The organism is Paenibacillus sp. FSL L8-0435 (assembly GCF_037965655.1).
In the GTDB taxonomy this organism is placed as follows: Bacteria; Bacillota; Bacilli; order Paenibacillales; family Paenibacillaceae; genus Paenibacillus.
In genome coordinates this window covers 6,758,154-6,774,476 of sequence record NZ_CP150185.1, presented here as the reverse complement: position 1 = coordinate 6,774,476, position 16,323 = coordinate 6,758,154, and the positions used below count along the sequence as shown (strand labels likewise).

The window sequence follows — 16,323 nt, the reverse complement described above, 5'->3', positions numbered from 1 at the left end:
AGTGGATTAGATATCTCCGCGTTGTTCGAACAATTGAGCGATCTCTACAATGACACGGGTGGCCTTCACCATATTGTCTACCGATACATACTCGAATTTGCCGTGGTAGTTCTCACCACCAGTGAAAATATTTGGTGTTGGCATGCCCATATAGGATAGCTGGGAACCATCTGTTCCTCCCCGGATGGGGCGAATAACAGGTTCGATGTCCAGTCGGGTCATGGCTTCATGGGCAATATCGACGATCTGGCGTACGGGTTCAATTTTCTCACGCATGTTATAGTACTGGTCATTCAATTCAACCGTGATGCTTTTCTCTCCATACTTGGTCTTCAGTTCGTTTGCGATATTCAATAGATTTGTTTTGCGCTCTTCAAACTTCTCTCGGTCGAAATCACGGATGATGTAGCTCATCTTTGTCAGCTCAACATCACCCTCCAGAGACAACAGATGGTAGAACCCATCATAACCGTCCGTGAATTCAGGAGCTTCCTCCACAGGCAGGCGTCGATTCAATTCCATCGCAATTTTCAGGGAGTTCACCATCTTATCCTTCGCAGTTCCAGGATGTACATTGGTGCCTCGTACGGTAATTTTGGCGGCAGCTGCGTTAAAGCTCTCGTATTCTAGCTCGCCAAGTGGTCCACCGTCGACCGTGTACGCATATTTGGCTCCAAAAGCAGCTACATCGAACTTGTGCGGTCCACGGCCAATCTCTTCATCGGGGGTAAAAGCAACCCGAATCTTACCGTGTTTCATTTCCGGGTGTTCAATCAGATAGGCCATCGCCGTCATGATCTCGGCAATGCCTGCCTTATTATCTGCACCAAGCAATGTTGTACCATCGGTTGTGATCAGGGTGTGGCCTTTATACTCGTGCAGTTCCGGGAAATCCTTGTTGGACAGTACTACATCCAGTTCCGAGTTCAGCACAATGTCAGCACCGTCATAGTTATCGATGACCTGTGGTTTGACATTTTTGCCAGTAAAGTCGGTCGCTGTATCGAGGTGAGCCAGGAAACCAATTACGGGAACATCCTTGTCGGTATTGGATGGCAGTGTAGCCATGACATAACCGTTCTCATCCATCGTTACATCTTGCAGACCAATGGAGGTACATTCTTCAACGAGCAGTTTGCCCAAGGCCAGTTGGCCGGATGTGGAAGGGCATGTCTCGCTATTTTCATCGGATTGGGTATCCATCTGAACATAAGTACTCAGTCTTTGAATTAATATATCTTTCATATATAACCTCTCCCTAGCTTGAGTAGTATATAAGTTGAACTACTTGTTTTACACTGATCCACTACGAGGCCAGAATAACCTTCTGATCGCTGTTATCCCCAGATTTTTTTGATCCACTTTTACAAAGGTGAAAATATGGGATAGCGTATGCTTTCGATGCAGCTTTCTTTCAGAAAACTTTTAGGCGAAGTGTATGCTTTCGAAGTAACTTTCTTGCAGAAAGCTTTTAGCTCCGCTTCTACAGGTTATTTCTGCCCTCTCCGTTATCGTGTAACCGTTAGTCACAACTTATGTAAATTGGGTATAGTAATTATTGTGGTTCTCTATGGTTATCATATCATGTTTTGCAGTCATTTCCAGAATGGGGCAGAACCGAAATGTGAGGATTCTAGGTATCAAAAAGGGTACTAGGTCACAAAAATGTACGTACTTGTATTTCTGTAACTGAGGTTCATAATAAATGATGAAGAAAGGATGAGTTCTAGACATGCCATTTATCACTGTTAAGGTACTGGAAGGCAAGTCGGTTGAGCAGAAACGTCAGTTGATTGAACGTATGACTCAGGTGGCTTGTGAGACACTGGATGTTGATCCGAGCAAAGTCTTTATCTTCATTGAGGATTTGGAGAAGGACAATTACGGCAAGAACGGAAAACTGTTTTCGGACTTAGACAAATAAGTAAGGCTTCATATATATCATGATCATGGAACAGGAGATGTAACATTAATGACTGAACAATTATTTTCCCCTTACCAATTCAAGAGTCTGCAATTAAATAACCGTGTCGTCATGGCACCCATGTGCCAATATTCCGTGACGGCGAAGGACGGCATTCCGAACGATTGGCATCAGGTTCACTATGTGAGCCGTGCGGTTGGAGGAACAGGACTGATTGTAATCGAGATGACCGATGTAGATCCGGATGGACGTATTACCGATAATGACTTGGGTATATGGTCAGATGAGCATGTGCCTGCCTTCACCAAACTTGTAGACGGAATCCATGCCTACGGCTCCAAAGTAGCTATTCAGATCGCACATGCAGGACGAAAAGCAGAGGATGCTCCGCAGCCGGTTGCCCCATCGGTAGTTACATTCCCGGGAGAAAAGTACAAGGAACCACGCGCGTTAAGTACCGAAGAGGTAGAAGCCATGGTGCAGAAGTTTGCAGACGGTGTTCGCCGCGCAGTACAGGCTGGCGTAGATACCATTGAACTGCACGGTGCACATGGATATCTGATCCACCAGTTCCATTCCCCGCTGATGAACCAACGTGAGGATGTATATGGGCAGGATCTGTCCCGTTTTGGCGTAGAAGTCATTCGTGCAGTGAAAAAAGAAATGCCAGCAGATATGCCGCTGATTTTGCGGATTTCAGCTGTAGAATACGCGGATGGTGGATACGACATCGACCACACCATCAATATCGCTCGTGCCTACCAAGATGCAGGCGTGGACATGTTCCATATCAGTTCAGGCGGCGAAGGACCTTCCGGTCAGCGGAAACCAGGGAACTATCCAGGGTATCAGGTACCATTTGCCCGTCGCTTCCGTGAGGAGCTGAACGTTCCTGTAATCGCAGTGGGTATGCTGGAGGATGCAGCATTGGCTCAGGCGGTGATTGGCAACGGCGATGCGGATCTGGTTGCTGTTGGCAGAGGTATGCTGCGTGACCCTTACTGGGCGAACCATGCTGCTCTGGAACTGGGCGTCAGCAAGGATCAAGCTGCGATTGCAGAGCAATATTCTCGTGGATACTAATTTGCTCTAACCTTTACACTTGCCACTCCGATGACAGAATAACTTTCCGATCTGAGGATAAAGGCGAAGTGTATGCTTTCGATGTAGCTTTCTTGCAGAAAGCTTGTAGCTTAGCTTCTTCAAGTTATTTCTGTCCTCTTCGTTTTCGTGTAAATGTTATTGCAAATTTTATATAGTAAAAAAAGGCCACAGCATGGGTTAAACCTCATGCTGTGGCCTGATTTTGGATATTGAGAAGCATATCCATCCAATTACGGATGGCTACGCTCTTCGAGTCGCTTCATAGACGAATTTTTGATTCGACTGCGTGGGTGGTTGATCCGGGTTAAAGTCGGCGTACACTTTAATGTCAGAGAAACCAATGTGTTCGAGAATTAGGCGTAACTCTTCTATGCCGTACCAACGTAGGGTGAGTTGTTGCAGCTCCGTAGCAACAAGAGCACCCTGATGCCATTGCTCATAGCGAATGAGACTTACCTTATATTGGTGTAGAAGGTTCACTTCAATGGTTTTCACTTCTACAGTGATCGTATCACCATCGGGTAATGAAACGGTTGATGTTTCTACAGAAGAGGGTTGTGTCACATCGGGCAGAAACAGATCAAACACGAGCTTGCCGCCAGGTTCCAAATGCTGAAATAGATTACGTAATACGTTAATCGACGCCTGTCTGTCTGGGATGAGGAGCAGAGAACCTCCGGGAATGATAATTGCCTCGTATCGATATGGAAGGTCAAGCTTCTCCAGATCGGCAACGAACAGCTCAGGCATGGGTAATGCCCGCTCCATACAACGAGAACGGCAGGAGTCAATCATATCCATTGAATAATCAATTCCATCCACCTTCAAGCCTGCTTCAAGCAAAGGAATGAGCACTCGGCCTGATCCCGACATGGCTTCAAGGATACGTCCTTTGCAGCGCTGAAGATAATGGCGATAGAATTCAATGTCTCCTCCCAAGGAGTGTCCCACAGGTTTTGTTAGATCATAAACGGTGGTGCATAATGGACCGTAATAACTGAATGACATAGTATAGGTGTCCCCCACATTTTGATATAATGAATTGCAAACGTGAAAGGGAACTCGTTAAGATTATCCCTTCCGGCAACGGTTGGAAATGGATTTTTCAGAGCAGACTATCATAGGATTCACGCACCTTTTATGGAATATGTTCCAATTATAGGGTGGGGATAAAGCGGAGGTCAACTTCTATTCGGGTAGTCATACGAAATGAAATGTATAAGGAGGTGATTCGAATGGATTCATCATCAAGTTCATCAAGTGCACTGCCAGATATCCGGCAGGAACTGGTACTCCATGCACCTGTAGATAAGGTGTGGGAAAAGGTCTCGACCGAGCAGGGACTGAAAACCTGGTTCATGCCAGGCAATCTGGAACCCGTGGAAGGTCACGAGTTTATATTGGAAGCAGGCCCCTTCGGCCAATCACCATGTCAGGTGACGGAAGTTCATCCGCTGCACAAGCTGTCCTTCCGCTGGGGTAAGGACTGGACGTTGACGTTCCAACTGAATGAACAGCCCGAAGGTACGGATTTCACGCTGATTCACAGCGGTTGGGATGCGGATAAACTGACCGAGTTTGGACAGGCCCACGCTATCGTACGCGAACGTATGGAACAGGGATGGGCCGGAATCGTTCAGAAGCTTGCCCAAGTTGTTAAATAAATCTTCATTCAATCACCCCCAGGTCATTTCGCCCGTTCATTCCGGTGAAATTCGGCCTGGGGTTTCTTGGTGTACCAAGAGCTGGCGAAAACAGATAGAGATCCTTAAAATTATAAGGAATTTGACCGATTTTGATACGGAAACTATTTCCGTGAGCAGCAGAAACGTGTAACATGAATTATAGTGATAAATCGACAAAATTAGACGTCTCTCGCCATTGTGAATGGAAGGAATACATAGATGAGAAAACACTGGATTATGCTGACCATAAGTTTCATATGCATTGTCATTGTTCCGCTGGGTTGGATCGCCCAGACGTTAATTAGTGAGCGGAGTAACCCCCAGGCTGCAGATGGAAGAATTGACCTGACCCATTGGGACTTTGATCGCAAGGGTGCAGCGTCTCTAAAGGGTGTCTGGGATTTCTACCCTGGGCAGTTGCTGAGTCCGGCAGATATTGAAGCAAATGTATCCGGTCGCAAGCCTTTGCCGGCTTCGTCTGGCACTCAAGTTCCTGCCCGATGGAACAAATCTTTGGGGCAGGCCCATGGGTATGGAACCTATCATTTGCAAGTTCAGCTTACACCCCGGACGATGAAAAATGATTATGGTATACGTACGCAGAATATACGCATGGCCCACCGGGTATTTATCGATGGTAAAGAGATTGGCGGCAAAGGTCTGCCAGGAAAGACCAAGGCGACAGATATACAATTAAATCTGCCCTTTACAGGATTCACGTCCATTGAGGGCAATACGGCTGACATTATCATTCAGGTATCAAATTATAGTTACTCGTCTGGGGGCATTGTAGCGCCTATTTTGTTTGGAGACGAGCATAGTATTCTGAAAAGCCAGCAACAAGGTTGGCTCAAGGATCTGATGGCCTTATTCGGTTTTATCTTGCCAGCCGCCTTTTTTCTACTTCTGTTCAGATTACGACGTACGGAGAAGGAGCTTCGTTTTCTCGGATTATTCAGCCTTTCTGGTGCGCTATACGCCCTGACACATGGGGAGAAGTTACTGGGTACGTTTGTACCGTTCCTGACCAATAATGAGATACTTCGGATTCAGCTCCTTAGTTCAGCCGCTGCCTATTACTTTTTGCTTCGGTATATGGATGCCCGTGTGCCAGGAGCAGTTCATCAGTGGTTTGTTCGTCTGGCTGTAGTGCTAATCGTTACCCAGACTATTGTGGGCCTTACGCTTCCTCCAACGCTTTTCTCGTCTCTTGAGCTTCCCATGTTGCTGATCTCGCTTGTTGTCATGTTGTATACGCTGCGAGCCATGTTCTATTGGTTGAAAGGCCGGCCGAATGACAGCCACTTTGCACTGGTGAGTATGATGAGCATACTCATGGTTGTTGTGTTGTATACGCTTGGTGCGTTCACTACCCTAGACACAGCGTTTTTTGCGCTGATTGAACTTTTATTATTTGTATTTGCCCAGATGATAGTGACCGCAATCCGCTTTGCACAATCATTCCGAGACGTGGAAGCCCTGTCAGAGCGTTTGCTTGCCATCGACAGCCTGAAGGACGAGTTCATGGCGAATACGTCTCATGAGCTGCGAACGCCCCTCCATGGCATCATTAATATTGCGCAATCCATGCTGGAAGGGGCGGCCGGAGCAGTCACGCCCAAGCAAGCCAAAAATCTCTCCATGATTACTTCAACCGGCAAGCGTCTTTCACTGCTGGTTAACGATATTTTGGATTTTTCCAAATTGAAAAATAGTGAGATCGAGTTAAAACGGGTAGCTGTCGATCTGGAATCCGTTGCTCGTACTGTGGTTGAAGTCTCGGGTTTCACGTTTGAGGACAAGCCGGTTATATTGATTCAACAATGGCCCCAGTCGTTGCCACTTGTTGAGGCAGACGAAGATCGCCTAAGGCAAGTTCTGTATAACTTGCTGGGTAACGCCTATAAGTACACTGAGCAGGGTGAGATTCGATTGTACGCCAGTGTTGAGGGGGATTGGGTGAAGGTATCGGTCGCGGATACAGGGGTAGGCATTGCCTTGGACAAACAGGAGGATATCTTCCAGGCGTATGAGCAGAGTAACGGCACGATTGAGCGATTGAGCAATGGAACCGGACTGGGTCTGAGTATTACACGAAAACTCGTTGAGCTTGGCGGTGGTGAGATCTGGGTTGAATCGGAGCCGGGGCAAGGTTCGACCTTTCATTTCACCCTGCCTGTTATGAAGATGCCACTTTTGAAAACTCATTCGAAACCAGCTGCCGCCCGATATGTTGCTGCACAGGGGGCAGGGGCGAAGGAGATTGTGACAAGAGAGTCAGATGAGTCGGATGATCTTCCGGAAGCGGAGCATACGATTCTGATTGTAGACGATGATCCCGTCAATCGACAGGTATTGCTTAACCTATTGTCGACAGAACGATATCGCGTGATTGCAGCGGACAGCGGGTCCACTGCATTGAAACTCCGCGAGGAGTTCCCGTCCATTGATCTTGTTATTACGGACTGGATGATGCCTAAGATGTCCGGGCTTGAGTTATGTCGCAAACTGCGCGAGCACAGTTCCTTGTCTGAGTTACCGATTCTGATGCTGACCGCCCGCGGGTTGCCTGAGGATATCAAACACGGATTCCAGGCGGGAGCCAATGACTTCCTGAGCAAACCGGTGGATGCTGGTGAATTGCGTGCCCGGGTTCGGACGTTAATTGAGATGCGGAGTTCTGTGCAGGAGGCTATTCGGACCGAAATGGCCTTTTTGCAGGCCCAGATCAAGCCGCACTTTCTATATAATGCACTCAATGTTATTATCGCGACCTGTGCAGTGAATCCGGACAAAGCAACCGATCTGCTGATTGAATTGAGTCATTACCTGCGCGGAAGTTTTGACTTCCAGAACAGGGAGCAGCTTGTTCCTTTGACCAAAGAGTTGGAATTGGTGGAGTCTTACGTGCATCTGGAACAGGCCAGATTTGAGGAAAGACTCGTGGTCGAGTATGAGGTGGAACCAGACATACAGCTCTATCTGCCACCTCTCAGTATTCAGCCACTTGTGGAGAATGCCATTCGCCACGGCGTGATGGAGCGGGCAGCTGGTGGGACAGTTCATCTTAGGATTTTCCAAGAGAGTGAGCATGTAGTTGTACAGGTCCAGGATGATGGTGTTGGTATCCCTCCTGAGCGTATGGCTCAGGTCAAGTCTGGGCGCACCGAAGGTCCGGGAGGTGTCGGGCTGCAAAATATAAACCGTCGCCTGATGTCTCTATATGGTCAGGGACTGGAGATTCATAGCCATGTGGGTAAAGGCACGCAGATCCGATTCCGTATCCCTGTGCAAAAGGTGGATTATTCCAATTAATGTGCAGAGTGAAGCAATTATGGTTAACAGATTAATAAGCGGGTGCTGATAAAATCGGTATTCCTATTGAATCTTTCATGGCAGGAGGCTGAAAGAACGGTGAGAGCCATTGTGATCGATGATGAGAAGCCAGCGCAGCTTCATCTGGAGCGACTACTACGAACGGACGGACGAATTACACCCGTGCAATGTTTTTCAACAGCTCGTGATGGTCTGCATTTTCTGGCAAAGGAACGTGTAGATGTTGTATTTTTGGACATTGGAATGCCGGAGATGAATGGCCTGGAAGCGGCTGAATATATACAGCAATTGGATCAGAGTATTCGTATCATCTTTGTTACGGCTTATGCGGACCATGCAGTGGAAGCATTTGAGCTGCATGCTCTGGATTATGTACTGAAACCGGTAAGCTCCGCCCGATTGGCCAAAACCATTGATCGAATTGCGGGCATAATGTTGCATACTTCCCAAGTTGCAGCCACCACCGAGGTACAGCAATCGGAACCTGTATCTGTGGAGTTGGATACTGAAGTTCCGGGGCTGCTTACGTTCAAACATCTGGATATCTACAGAAGCTTGGATCAGGGTGCCAAGAAACATAAGTGGCGCACAACCAAATCACAGGAATTGTTTGCTTTTTTGTTTCATCACAGGGAAGAATGGGTAAGCAAGGAGATTCTGCTGGATAAGCTATGGGGTGATGTTTCCCAGGAAAAGGGATTAACCCATCTACATACTTCCGTGTACCAGATTCGAAAGCTGCTTAAGGAATGGAACATGACAGGTAAGCTGGAGTACAATATGAACCGTTATCGTCTGTTATCTGGCAATCTGGTAAGTGATGTGGATCAATTTGAAAAAGCCATGGTCTACAACGTCATCACATCAGACAGTGTTGAAGACTTGAGGCATATGATTCCGCTTTATCGTGGCGATTATCTGGAAGAGCATGATTATCATTGGGCACAGGCCAAAGCAAGGGAACTCAGACGCAAGTATACAGCGCTGGTTATGGATATCGCGAGATGGGACATGGAGCATGGTCGTGGCAAGGTAGCGATTGAGCAATTAACGATATTGCAGGAACGGGAGCCTTATTCGGAAGAGATCTGTCGACTCATGATGGAAGTGTATGCGTCCATGGATGATCAGCAAGGCATACTTCGTTTATATCATTCATTTACATTGACATTAAATGAGGATCTGGGGTATCAGCCCGAGCCCGAAACAAGCAGGTTGTATCAGGACCTGACGGAGCAATAAACGTAAGTTCAGACAGGAGGGTGAGACATGAAGCTATTCATACACCGCAAAGACTTGCGTACGGATGATCTGGCCGCATTCGATTATTTGCGGGAACACCAAGAAGAGAGTGTGCATGTTCTCATCTATGATCCTTTCCTCCTGCGGCGAGGCCGAGAGAAGGAACACAGCGGTGTGAATTTCAGGCGGCATGCGGCGGAATTAGGCAGACAGTATCTTGAAGCCAAACGAAAACTGCATGTTGCTTACGGCAAACCGGCTGAAGTGGTAGATTTCATTCTGAACGAATTCAAAGGTGAGATTGACGAGATTGTGGTCCATCGGGACATGACGCCATATGCAATCGAGCGGGATAGGGCCATACGCATAGTCAGTGAGGCGCACGAGGTTTCGTTCACACAACTGACGGATCATCTGCTGATGGATCTGAATGGATTTGCCAACTTTACAGGCAAGTCGGAGCCATATAAGGTATTTGCGGCTTTCCATCGGCGGTGGGTGGAATTCATGAATGAACATCCCAACCCTCCTTCGGCAACAACGGTTGCAGCGTTGAAGGTGAGTGATCGTCAGATTGAATGGCCGGATGTAATGCAGGTACCTCCAGAGTTGCTGGAGGGCAGTGGTTCGAATGACGAGGACCCTCATCTGCTGTTGGATCAATTTTTATCGGATCGAATTGCTGAATACGGTGATCATCGGGATGAATATGAGGCTTACGAGCCGAGTCATCTCAGTTCTTACGTGGCTGTGGGGGCCGTATCCATTCGCAAGATGTATGATGCGGCGAGTCGCACCGCAGAAGCGGGGGAATGGATCAGGCAGTTGTGCTTCCGCGACTTCTATCTGTATCGAGCGGTCTATGAGAGTCACTATTTTACATATGAAAAGGTGTACGATCTCTCGACTCTCCATGATAATCACTTTGAACGGTGGTGCAAGGCGGAGACAGGCATTCCGATTATTGATGCAGCGATGACGGAACTGAATGAAACCGGACATATGCCCAATCGGCTGCGAATTCTCACGGCGATGTTTCTCACCAAAAACCTGCAATGCCCGTTCACCTTGGGTGAAGCCTATTTCAGGCGCAAGCTGAGTGATTATGATAACATTCAAAACCGTGGTAACTGGTTATGGTGTGCTTCGCTTGGTGAGAATGCGGCTCCGTATTTTCGGGTGAACAATCCAGTAACGCAATCCGAGAAGTATGATCCGCAAGGTGATTATATTCGCAAGTGGTTGCCTGAATTGAAGGATCTGCATAGCAAGGACATCCATCAGCCGCGCAAGGATGCCATCGTTGATCTGAAGGTATCGAGACAGGTAGCTATTGACGTGTATAAACAGATTCTGGCGAGTCGTTCGAAGTAGACTGAGTCAGGGGCGGGATGCATGCCCAAACCCAAATTTACCATTCTCATCCGTTTGATCCAATATTCATTTGGTTGAGAGCAGGATGTTCCACAGACCGCGTACTCGCGGTCTTTTTTACATATATAGACATGAAAATAGTGTGAAATGTGTTGAAAATTTAGGAATTGTTAAGAAAATGGACTATCCATCTTAAGCATTATGGCTTTTAATAGATAGAGAGCTTTATTGTATTAAGTCATATCTGACATATTGACGAACACATTAAGGAGAAACGTAAACATGAGTGAAACACTGAAAAGAGAGCGAATTCCAGAACTGAATCTGGTGCGTGCCATGGCAATTATCGGCGTACTGTGCGTGCATTCCACGTCCTATGCGACGGTGGACATGACGGGTTCAGGCTACTACTGGCTGTACAACTTTATTAATATCTTTATGAAATATGGTACGCCAACCTTTATTTTTATGAGCAGTTTTGTACTGTTCTATAACTATTATTCTCGTCCGTTGGATAAGAAACTCGTGAGTAACTTCTACAAGAAAAGATTTGTGTATATTTTGCTTCCGTATTTCCTGTTCTCATTAATGTATTTTGTGTTGCTGCATTTCACGCATTATCAGGGCCGACCTTTCGGCGAATCGGCAGTAAGTTTTATCACGAAATTGTTTACGGGCAAGGCCTATACACATCTGTACTTTGTGTTTATTAACATGCAATTTTATCTATTATTCCCATTGGTGTTATGGTTGCTTAAGAAATATCCTTCTGTGGTGAAATGGTCTGTTCCGATTGGACTATTGATTCAATGGGCATTCATCGTAAGTAATAAATATGGATTCCAGGTACCCAACAAGGGAAGCTGGGCGTTCTCGTACTTCTCCTATTTCATGCTGGGTGCTTTTATCGGGGTGTATTTCCCTAAAATCAAGCAATGGTTTGTCATCAGTCGGGCCAATGCCACCAAAGGACGCGTAGCTTCATGGATTCTGCTCTGGGCGGTATGGATCATTGCCGGACTTGGCCATGTGTATATCTATTACCTGCTGCGTCTGAAGATCGCAACGTATAACACACTGTGGTATGAATTCTTCTGGAATGTGCATACCTTTGCTTGTGCGCTGGTACTTATCCAGGTCGCTTATCTGCTCTATCGCAAAGGACCATCACTGATCGTGAAGCCGCTAAACCGGCTTGGAGCTCTGTCGTTCGGGATCTACCTGATCCATCCCTTCTTCCTGCTGGTGTATCGTGAATTTCCACCGCAAACAGGTGTTTCCTGGTTAGTGCATCTGTGGTATGCCGGAGGATTCGGTGTAGCTCTGATCGCTTCGTGGATTGTCGTTGGATTGACGGCAAGGTTTGTTCCATATGCATGGGTGATCTTTGGCAATCTGCCAAAACCGAAACCACGTCTCGCGCCACAACAGAACTCGGGACAATTGGACGTACGTTAAGATACATTTCCAATTAGAGGAATAATAAACCGTTTCTTGGTCGACCTTAGGGGAGAGCGGGGAGCGGTTTTTTCGTCTATATAGATATGCTGGATGTGGGGAACGAGTGTTTCTTTTTCATGTATAAGGGGTAATCATAAGGCGGAACGATAATACATTATGGATAACAGGATTAAGGTGAATATAATGACAACATGCGAAAAATGCGGGAGACCGATGCAGGATATATTGGAATATGTGGAACACATTCTTCACGAATGCAGTGAACAGACACAGGAGTACAACTCGAAAGATTATCAGGCCTATGGCCATGAGGGTGTTCACGAGCAGATGTGATACAATAGAAAGAAACCGGATTCATACGGAACCGAGGTGACAACATGGAGACGGGTCCAGCCCCTTTCCGGCAAGGAAAGACGGAACAAGAAGCGCGACTGAGCAAAACGTGTATGTATTGCGGACAACAGCGGCCAATGTCCGAATTCCGGCGCAGAACCGGAAAGCGGGCAGGTCCCGGAGCCAGGCGGGGAGCCTGCCGCAGCTGTCGCCAGCTCGGTGGACAGGCTGACCACGAGTCAGGTTCAAGCGTGAGCGGACGAACGAATGAACGGATCGAGCATCAACGTGATGGCTTGGAGACCCGTGAGGTTACTGACAGTCCGTCTGCCTCAGTGAGAAATGAGGCAGGTCGTACCTCCCATGGTATGGAGCAGGGATCTGCTACGGTGTCTGAGTCTGACAGAATTCTGGTGTCTCAACCTTCAGTAGAATCTTCATCTTCGAATGACGATGAACATGCTGACTTGGTGACTTCCTCCCCCTCTTCTTCGGGTATTCGGAAGAAGAGGAGAAGACGGAGGAAGAGCAAGCGATCAGAGAGCATAACGGGCAATGAGCTGAGAGAGACAAGTCTGGAGCAGGATGGTTTGGCAGGTGAGGTCTTGGTTGAGCCGCAGCCAGGCGAGCACTGGCGTGGGGAAGAAGGGCATTCGCAGGGGCATGCTGCTGCGAATGAGAAAGGCACTGCACAGCGGGCAAGCGCGCGAGCTGCCGCTGCAGTGCAGGCCGCCGAGCAAGCTGCGGCGGCCCACCAGGCTCTGCTGCCGGCTGAGCCGCAAGGCCCGGCAGCAGAGCCCATGGCTGCGGATCAACCGACCGCAGCCAAACGCAAGCGCAAGCGGCGCCGCAAGCGTGCTGCCGCGCTTGCGCCCGGCGCAGGGCAGGCCCGCAGCGTAGCTGCTGAGGCCCATGCGCCGGCTCTGAGCGACCGTGGCGATGCCAACACGGTCGCTTCACCTACGGCGGCGGAGGCACAGCCTGCCGCCACCGGGCGCGAGCCCGGGCAAGCGCCGGGGGCTGCTGCGGAGGCAGGGCCTCCTGCGCCCGTGCGCCAGCCTGGCTCGCCAGGGTCCAAGCCGCGCCAGGCGCGCAAGGAGCGTGCGCCCAAGGCGAACGGCGAAGACGCTGCCCGCGGTGTATCTGGGCAGCGACCCGCGCATGCCAGCCGCAGCCACGGTGCTGGCACGGATGGCCGTCCCCGCCGCCAGACCCCGTCGGCCCCGGTAGCCATCGACCCGGAAGATCCGGCTTCGCTCCGGACCAATCGGCAAGGCATGGTACGGATGAGGGGTAAGACGGACAAGGGCAGACGTTGGCATCAGGAAGTGGACATGGAGCTTGCGGTCACGCTGGTCAAGGAAAAAGCCGCTGTGGTGGTCAATCGGTACACGATTCGCCGATTGTTCAGCAACAAGGATTTCAAGCGGTATATTTTAACCCGGGATCACTACACCTGTTACTTCTGTGGATCGTATGGAGATACGATTGACCATCTGCTGCCGCGTGCCAAAGGTGGACATACCACCCCGCTCAACTGTGTCTGCGCCTGTAATCTGTGCAACCAGTCCAAAGCAGCGATGGATGCCGAAGAGTTCATGCGTTCCGGTATTCCCGAATGGAATGCTGCCCATCAGGCAGAGTTGATTGAACTGGCCATGCAGGAAGCGCAGCTGGAAGAAGGATAAATACCCCCGAAGAAGGATCGGGGTTTCGATATGAAAAGCACACCAAGACCACAGAGGTCGAGGTGTGCTTTTTTTGATTTAATTTTGATTGGGTGGGAAGTGAGTTTGCCGTGCAATAATTTCTTCAAATTGACATCGGTGTTCATTGAAGATGTACGTTATACTGGGAGGGAGTTGCTAACGAAGCTTCATCATCCATAAGAATGATGAAATGTATAGTGAACATCAAGCCTGAGAACTTAGACTGTATAGATTGGATGGATGCAGATGACCCCGGCAGCATTGGACATTATGTCATATATTACGGAAGAAAATATTCGTTTCTGGCTGGAGAAGTTTCGCTCCCTGGGCCCGTTACCGGGAATTTTGCTTACGTTTATGAAATCATTTGTACCACCGCTTCCAACGCTGTTGATTGTGGGCGTAAATGGTGCAGTATATGGTCTGTGGGCAGGATTTATATATTCATGGATCGGCATGGTGCTCGGTTGTACCGTTACATTCCTGATCGTACGGGAGATTGGGAAATCCGCTTTTGTAGAGCGATGGGCACGCAAACCTCGTGTGCAACGCAGCATGGTATGGATTCGAAGGAATGCATTCAGTTATGTTTTTTTGCTGAGTATCTTCCCGGTAGGTCCGTTTGTCATTATTAACGTGGCGGCAGGTATCGCGCGAATGCGATTGTTATCCTTCCTGCTTGCGGTGGGTTGTGGTAAAGCGATCATGATCTTCTCAGTTACGTATATCGGTTCCAATGTGGAACAATTTCTGGAGCACCCTATACGCTGGGTAGGCGTATTGCTGTTTATTGTGGTATCCCTGTGGGCAAGCCGCAAACTGGAGCGACACTTTACCCGGTCATCGTCAGATGGTGAAGAGCTGAATAATCTGAATCAACCCTCTGGAAAATCGATTTCTTCATAAATAAAAGAATGATCAGTATGCAGATATGGGATGTCAGTTATCTCGTTAGCTCGAAGGAGGACCTAGCATGAATGATAATATCTATGCATTCAGCCGAACGATAAATCGTATGAGTGAAGATGAACTTCGTTCAGTACTGCGTGTGCTCTATATGAAGTCAGGACATGTGGTCAAGCGGCAGGAAGAGCAAGGCGAAAAGGTGGATTTTGCGGAAGCGGTACAGTCACTGTTTCGGAATATGGATACCCCATTTGATCTGGGTCGTCTGGAACAACAAGCTCTCGCCGAGGTCGACAAGCCAAATGAAATTCATATTATGTTTGGAGAATCACCTCTAAGTAGTCTGAAAATGGGAATGAGTACATTACCTGATCAGGAAAAACGGAGTTTTTTCTCTATAGATGATAATTATGCGGTAGGGCCGTTGGGTGATCTGACCCGGCGTGCAGACTTGCAACGTAGGCATCTCTGGCTGACCGAACGAATGTGTCTCAATGACCGTGAGGCATATGGCATGCATGAACTGGAATCATTATTTGATCTCGAAGCCACAATACAGTCCTTTGATTCCAAGACGTCGATCATTATCTGGTATGCGAATAATGCACGGGAGAAGACGGGACTGCTCTACGCCATGTATCTATTGCGGAACAGCGAGAGCCCCATATATCTTATCGAAACGAGTGGCTTATATAAGCAATTATTTGATAGACCTGACGTTCAATATGATGTGCTCCACACAGGCGAGATTCTTCCGGAAAAGCTTCTGGCGATGTGGCACGTTTGCTCTGAGCAAGAGCCATTGTCCAAGCAAGAGCGCGGCCAACTGGAGCGGGATTGGCTGGAACTTTCGGTACAGGCTGGGCTATTACGTATGATGGAGAATGGCGTGATTCGGAGCTTAACTGAAGATGCGTTGGACGAGTACATTATGCAGAAGGTGAGGGAACTGACACCGAACTGGGAGCCAGGCAAGTATATCCGAGCAGCTCGTATTGTGGGTGAAGTGATTGGTACAAGTAGCCAGCATATAAGTGATGCGTTCGTGGAGTACCGTCTACGGCAACTGGTGCTCCAAGGCCAACTTGAAATGGATGGAAAGCCACTTGCAATGAGGTATTACAGTATTCGGCTTCCCGAGCGCTGAAAGGGACTAAGGCTGAAACGCACGGATAGAAAAACAAGCGATGAGATCACAAAGTTTGAAATAAGACGGAAGATTTGAGCACTTCCTTCCGCATACAGGAAG

The 16,323-nt window shown here is 48.3% G+C and carries 12 protein-coding genes and 1 pseudogene; 11 read left to right on the top strand and 2 right to left on the bottom strand.

Annotated elements, in window-relative coordinates:
• Positions 1-6 precede the first annotated feature (6 nt).
• The gene (gene pepT / locus NST33_RS29950; protein ID WP_339306170.1) at positions 7-1,245 is read right to left on the bottom strand and encodes a peptidase T; all 1,239 of its coding nucleotides are present in this window, start codon (positions 1,243-1,245) and stop codon (positions 7-9) included.
• A gap of 487 nt (positions 1,246-1,732) precedes the next feature.
• Between pepT and NST33_RS29945 the strand changes: the two genes are divergently transcribed.
• Together NST33_RS29945 and NST33_RS29940 are read left to right on the top strand one after the other, a co-directional pair.
• Complete coding sequence (locus NST33_RS29945) at positions 1,733-1,924, top strand: 2-hydroxymuconate tautomerase family protein (RefSeq protein ID WP_017691642.1); 192 nt, start codon at positions 1,733-1,735, stop codon at positions 1,922-1,924.
• A gap of 48 nt (positions 1,925-1,972) precedes the next feature.
• Positions 1,973-3,007, top strand: coding sequence for an NADH:flavin oxidoreductase/NADH oxidase (locus tag NST33_RS29940; RefSeq protein WP_339306168.1), 1,035 nt, complete (start codon positions 1,973-1,975; stop codon positions 3,005-3,007).
• Positions 3,008-3,268: 261 nt separating this feature from the next.
• Here NST33_RS29940 and NST33_RS29935 read toward each other — a convergent pair whose 3' ends face one another.
• Complete coding sequence (locus NST33_RS29935; protein ID WP_221819924.1) at positions 3,269-4,036, bottom strand: class I SAM-dependent methyltransferase; 768 nt, start codon at positions 4,034-4,036, stop codon at positions 3,269-3,271.
• Positions 4,037-4,263: 227 nt separating this feature from the next.
• On the opposite strand from NST33_RS29935, the gene NST33_RS29930 reads away from it, so the two are divergent.
• From NST33_RS29930 to NST33_RS29890, 9 genes and pseudogenes are all read left to right on the top strand, one after another.
• On the top strand, positions 4,264-4,692 hold the full coding sequence (locus tag NST33_RS29930; protein WP_221819922.1) for an SRPBCC domain-containing protein: 429 nt from the start codon (positions 4,264-4,266) through the stop codon (positions 4,690-4,692).
• Between the two features lie 240 nt (positions 4,693-4,932).
• The gene (locus tag NST33_RS29925; RefSeq protein WP_339306165.1) at positions 4,933-8,028 is read left to right on the top strand and encodes an ATP-binding protein; all 3,096 of its coding nucleotides are present in this window, start codon (positions 4,933-4,935) and stop codon (positions 8,026-8,028) included.
• A 99-nt stretch (positions 8,029-8,127) separates the two neighbouring features.
• The gene (locus NST33_RS29920; RefSeq protein WP_339306164.1) at positions 8,128-9,291 is read left to right on the top strand and encodes a response regulator; all 1,164 of its coding nucleotides are present in this window, start codon (positions 8,128-8,130) and stop codon (positions 9,289-9,291) included.
• A gap of 27 nt (positions 9,292-9,318) precedes the next feature.
• Positions 9,319-10,665, top strand: coding sequence for a deoxyribodipyrimidine photo-lyase (locus NST33_RS29915; protein ID WP_339306161.1), 1,347 nt, complete (start codon positions 9,319-9,321; stop codon positions 10,663-10,665).
• 282 nt (positions 10,666-10,947) lie between these two features.
• A complete protein-coding gene (locus NST33_RS29910; protein WP_339306157.1) occupies positions 10,948-12,123 on the top strand; it encodes an acyltransferase in 1,176 nt (391 codons plus the stop codon).
• A gap of 186 nt (positions 12,124-12,309) precedes the next feature.
• The gene (locus NST33_RS29905) at positions 12,310-12,459 is read left to right on the top strand and encodes a hypothetical protein (RefSeq protein WP_179087885.1); all 150 of its coding nucleotides are present in this window, start codon (positions 12,310-12,312) and stop codon (positions 12,457-12,459) included.
• A 1,253-nt stretch (positions 12,460-13,712) separates the two neighbouring features.
• A pseudogene (locus NST33_RS29900) lies at positions 13,713-14,147 on the top strand (HNH endonuclease); the annotation flags it as partial.
• A 291-nt stretch (positions 14,148-14,438) separates the two neighbouring features.
• Positions 14,439-15,074, top strand: a complete 636-nt coding sequence (locus NST33_RS29895; protein WP_260632662.1) for a TVP38/TMEM64 family protein — start codon at positions 14,439-14,441, stop codon at positions 15,072-15,074.
• A gap of 67 nt (positions 15,075-15,141) precedes the next feature.
• The gene (locus NST33_RS29890) at positions 15,142-16,221 is read left to right on the top strand and encodes a DUF1835 domain-containing protein (RefSeq protein WP_221819905.1); all 1,080 of its coding nucleotides are present in this window, start codon (positions 15,142-15,144) and stop codon (positions 16,219-16,221) included.
• The last annotated feature ends 102 nt before the right edge of the window (positions 16,222-16,323 follow it).

Bases quoted from the DNA above. Each gene is read 5' to 3' on its own strand.
- NST33_RS29905 (WP_179087885.1), top strand. From the start codon at position 12,310: ATGACAACATGCGAAAAATGCGGGAGACCGATGCAGGATATATTGGAA.
- pepT (WP_339306170.1), bottom strand. From the start codon at position 1,245: ATGAAAGATATATTAATTCAAAGACTGAGTACTTATGTTCAGATGGAT.
- NST33_RS29910 (WP_339306157.1), top strand. From the start codon at position 10,948: ATGAGTGAAACACTGAAAAGAGAGCGAATTCCAGAACTGAATCTGGTG.
- NST33_RS29945 (WP_017691642.1), top strand. From the start codon at position 1,733: ATGCCATTTATCACTGTTAAGGTACTGGAAGGCAAGTCGGTTGAGCAG.
- NST33_RS29935 (WP_221819924.1), bottom strand. From the start codon at position 4,036: ATGTCATTCAGTTATTACGGTCCATTATGCACCACCGTTTATGATCTA.
- NST33_RS29890 (WP_221819905.1), top strand. From the start codon at position 15,142: ATGAATGATAATATCTATGCATTCAGCCGAACGATAAATCGTATGAGT.
- NST33_RS29895 (WP_260632662.1), top strand. From the start codon at position 14,439: ATGTCATATATTACGGAAGAAAATATTCGTTTCTGGCTGGAGAAGTTT.
- NST33_RS29925 (WP_339306165.1), top strand. From the start codon at position 4,933: ATGAGAAAACACTGGATTATGCTGACCATAAGTTTCATATGCATTGTC.
- NST33_RS29930 (WP_221819922.1), top strand. From the start codon at position 4,264: ATGGATTCATCATCAAGTTCATCAAGTGCACTGCCAGATATCCGGCAG.
- NST33_RS29940 (WP_339306168.1), top strand. From the start codon at position 1,973: ATGACTGAACAATTATTTTCCCCTTACCAATTCAAGAGTCTGCAATTA.
- NST33_RS29915 (WP_339306161.1), top strand. From the start codon at position 9,319: ATGAAGCTATTCATACACCGCAAAGACTTGCGTACGGATGATCTGGCC.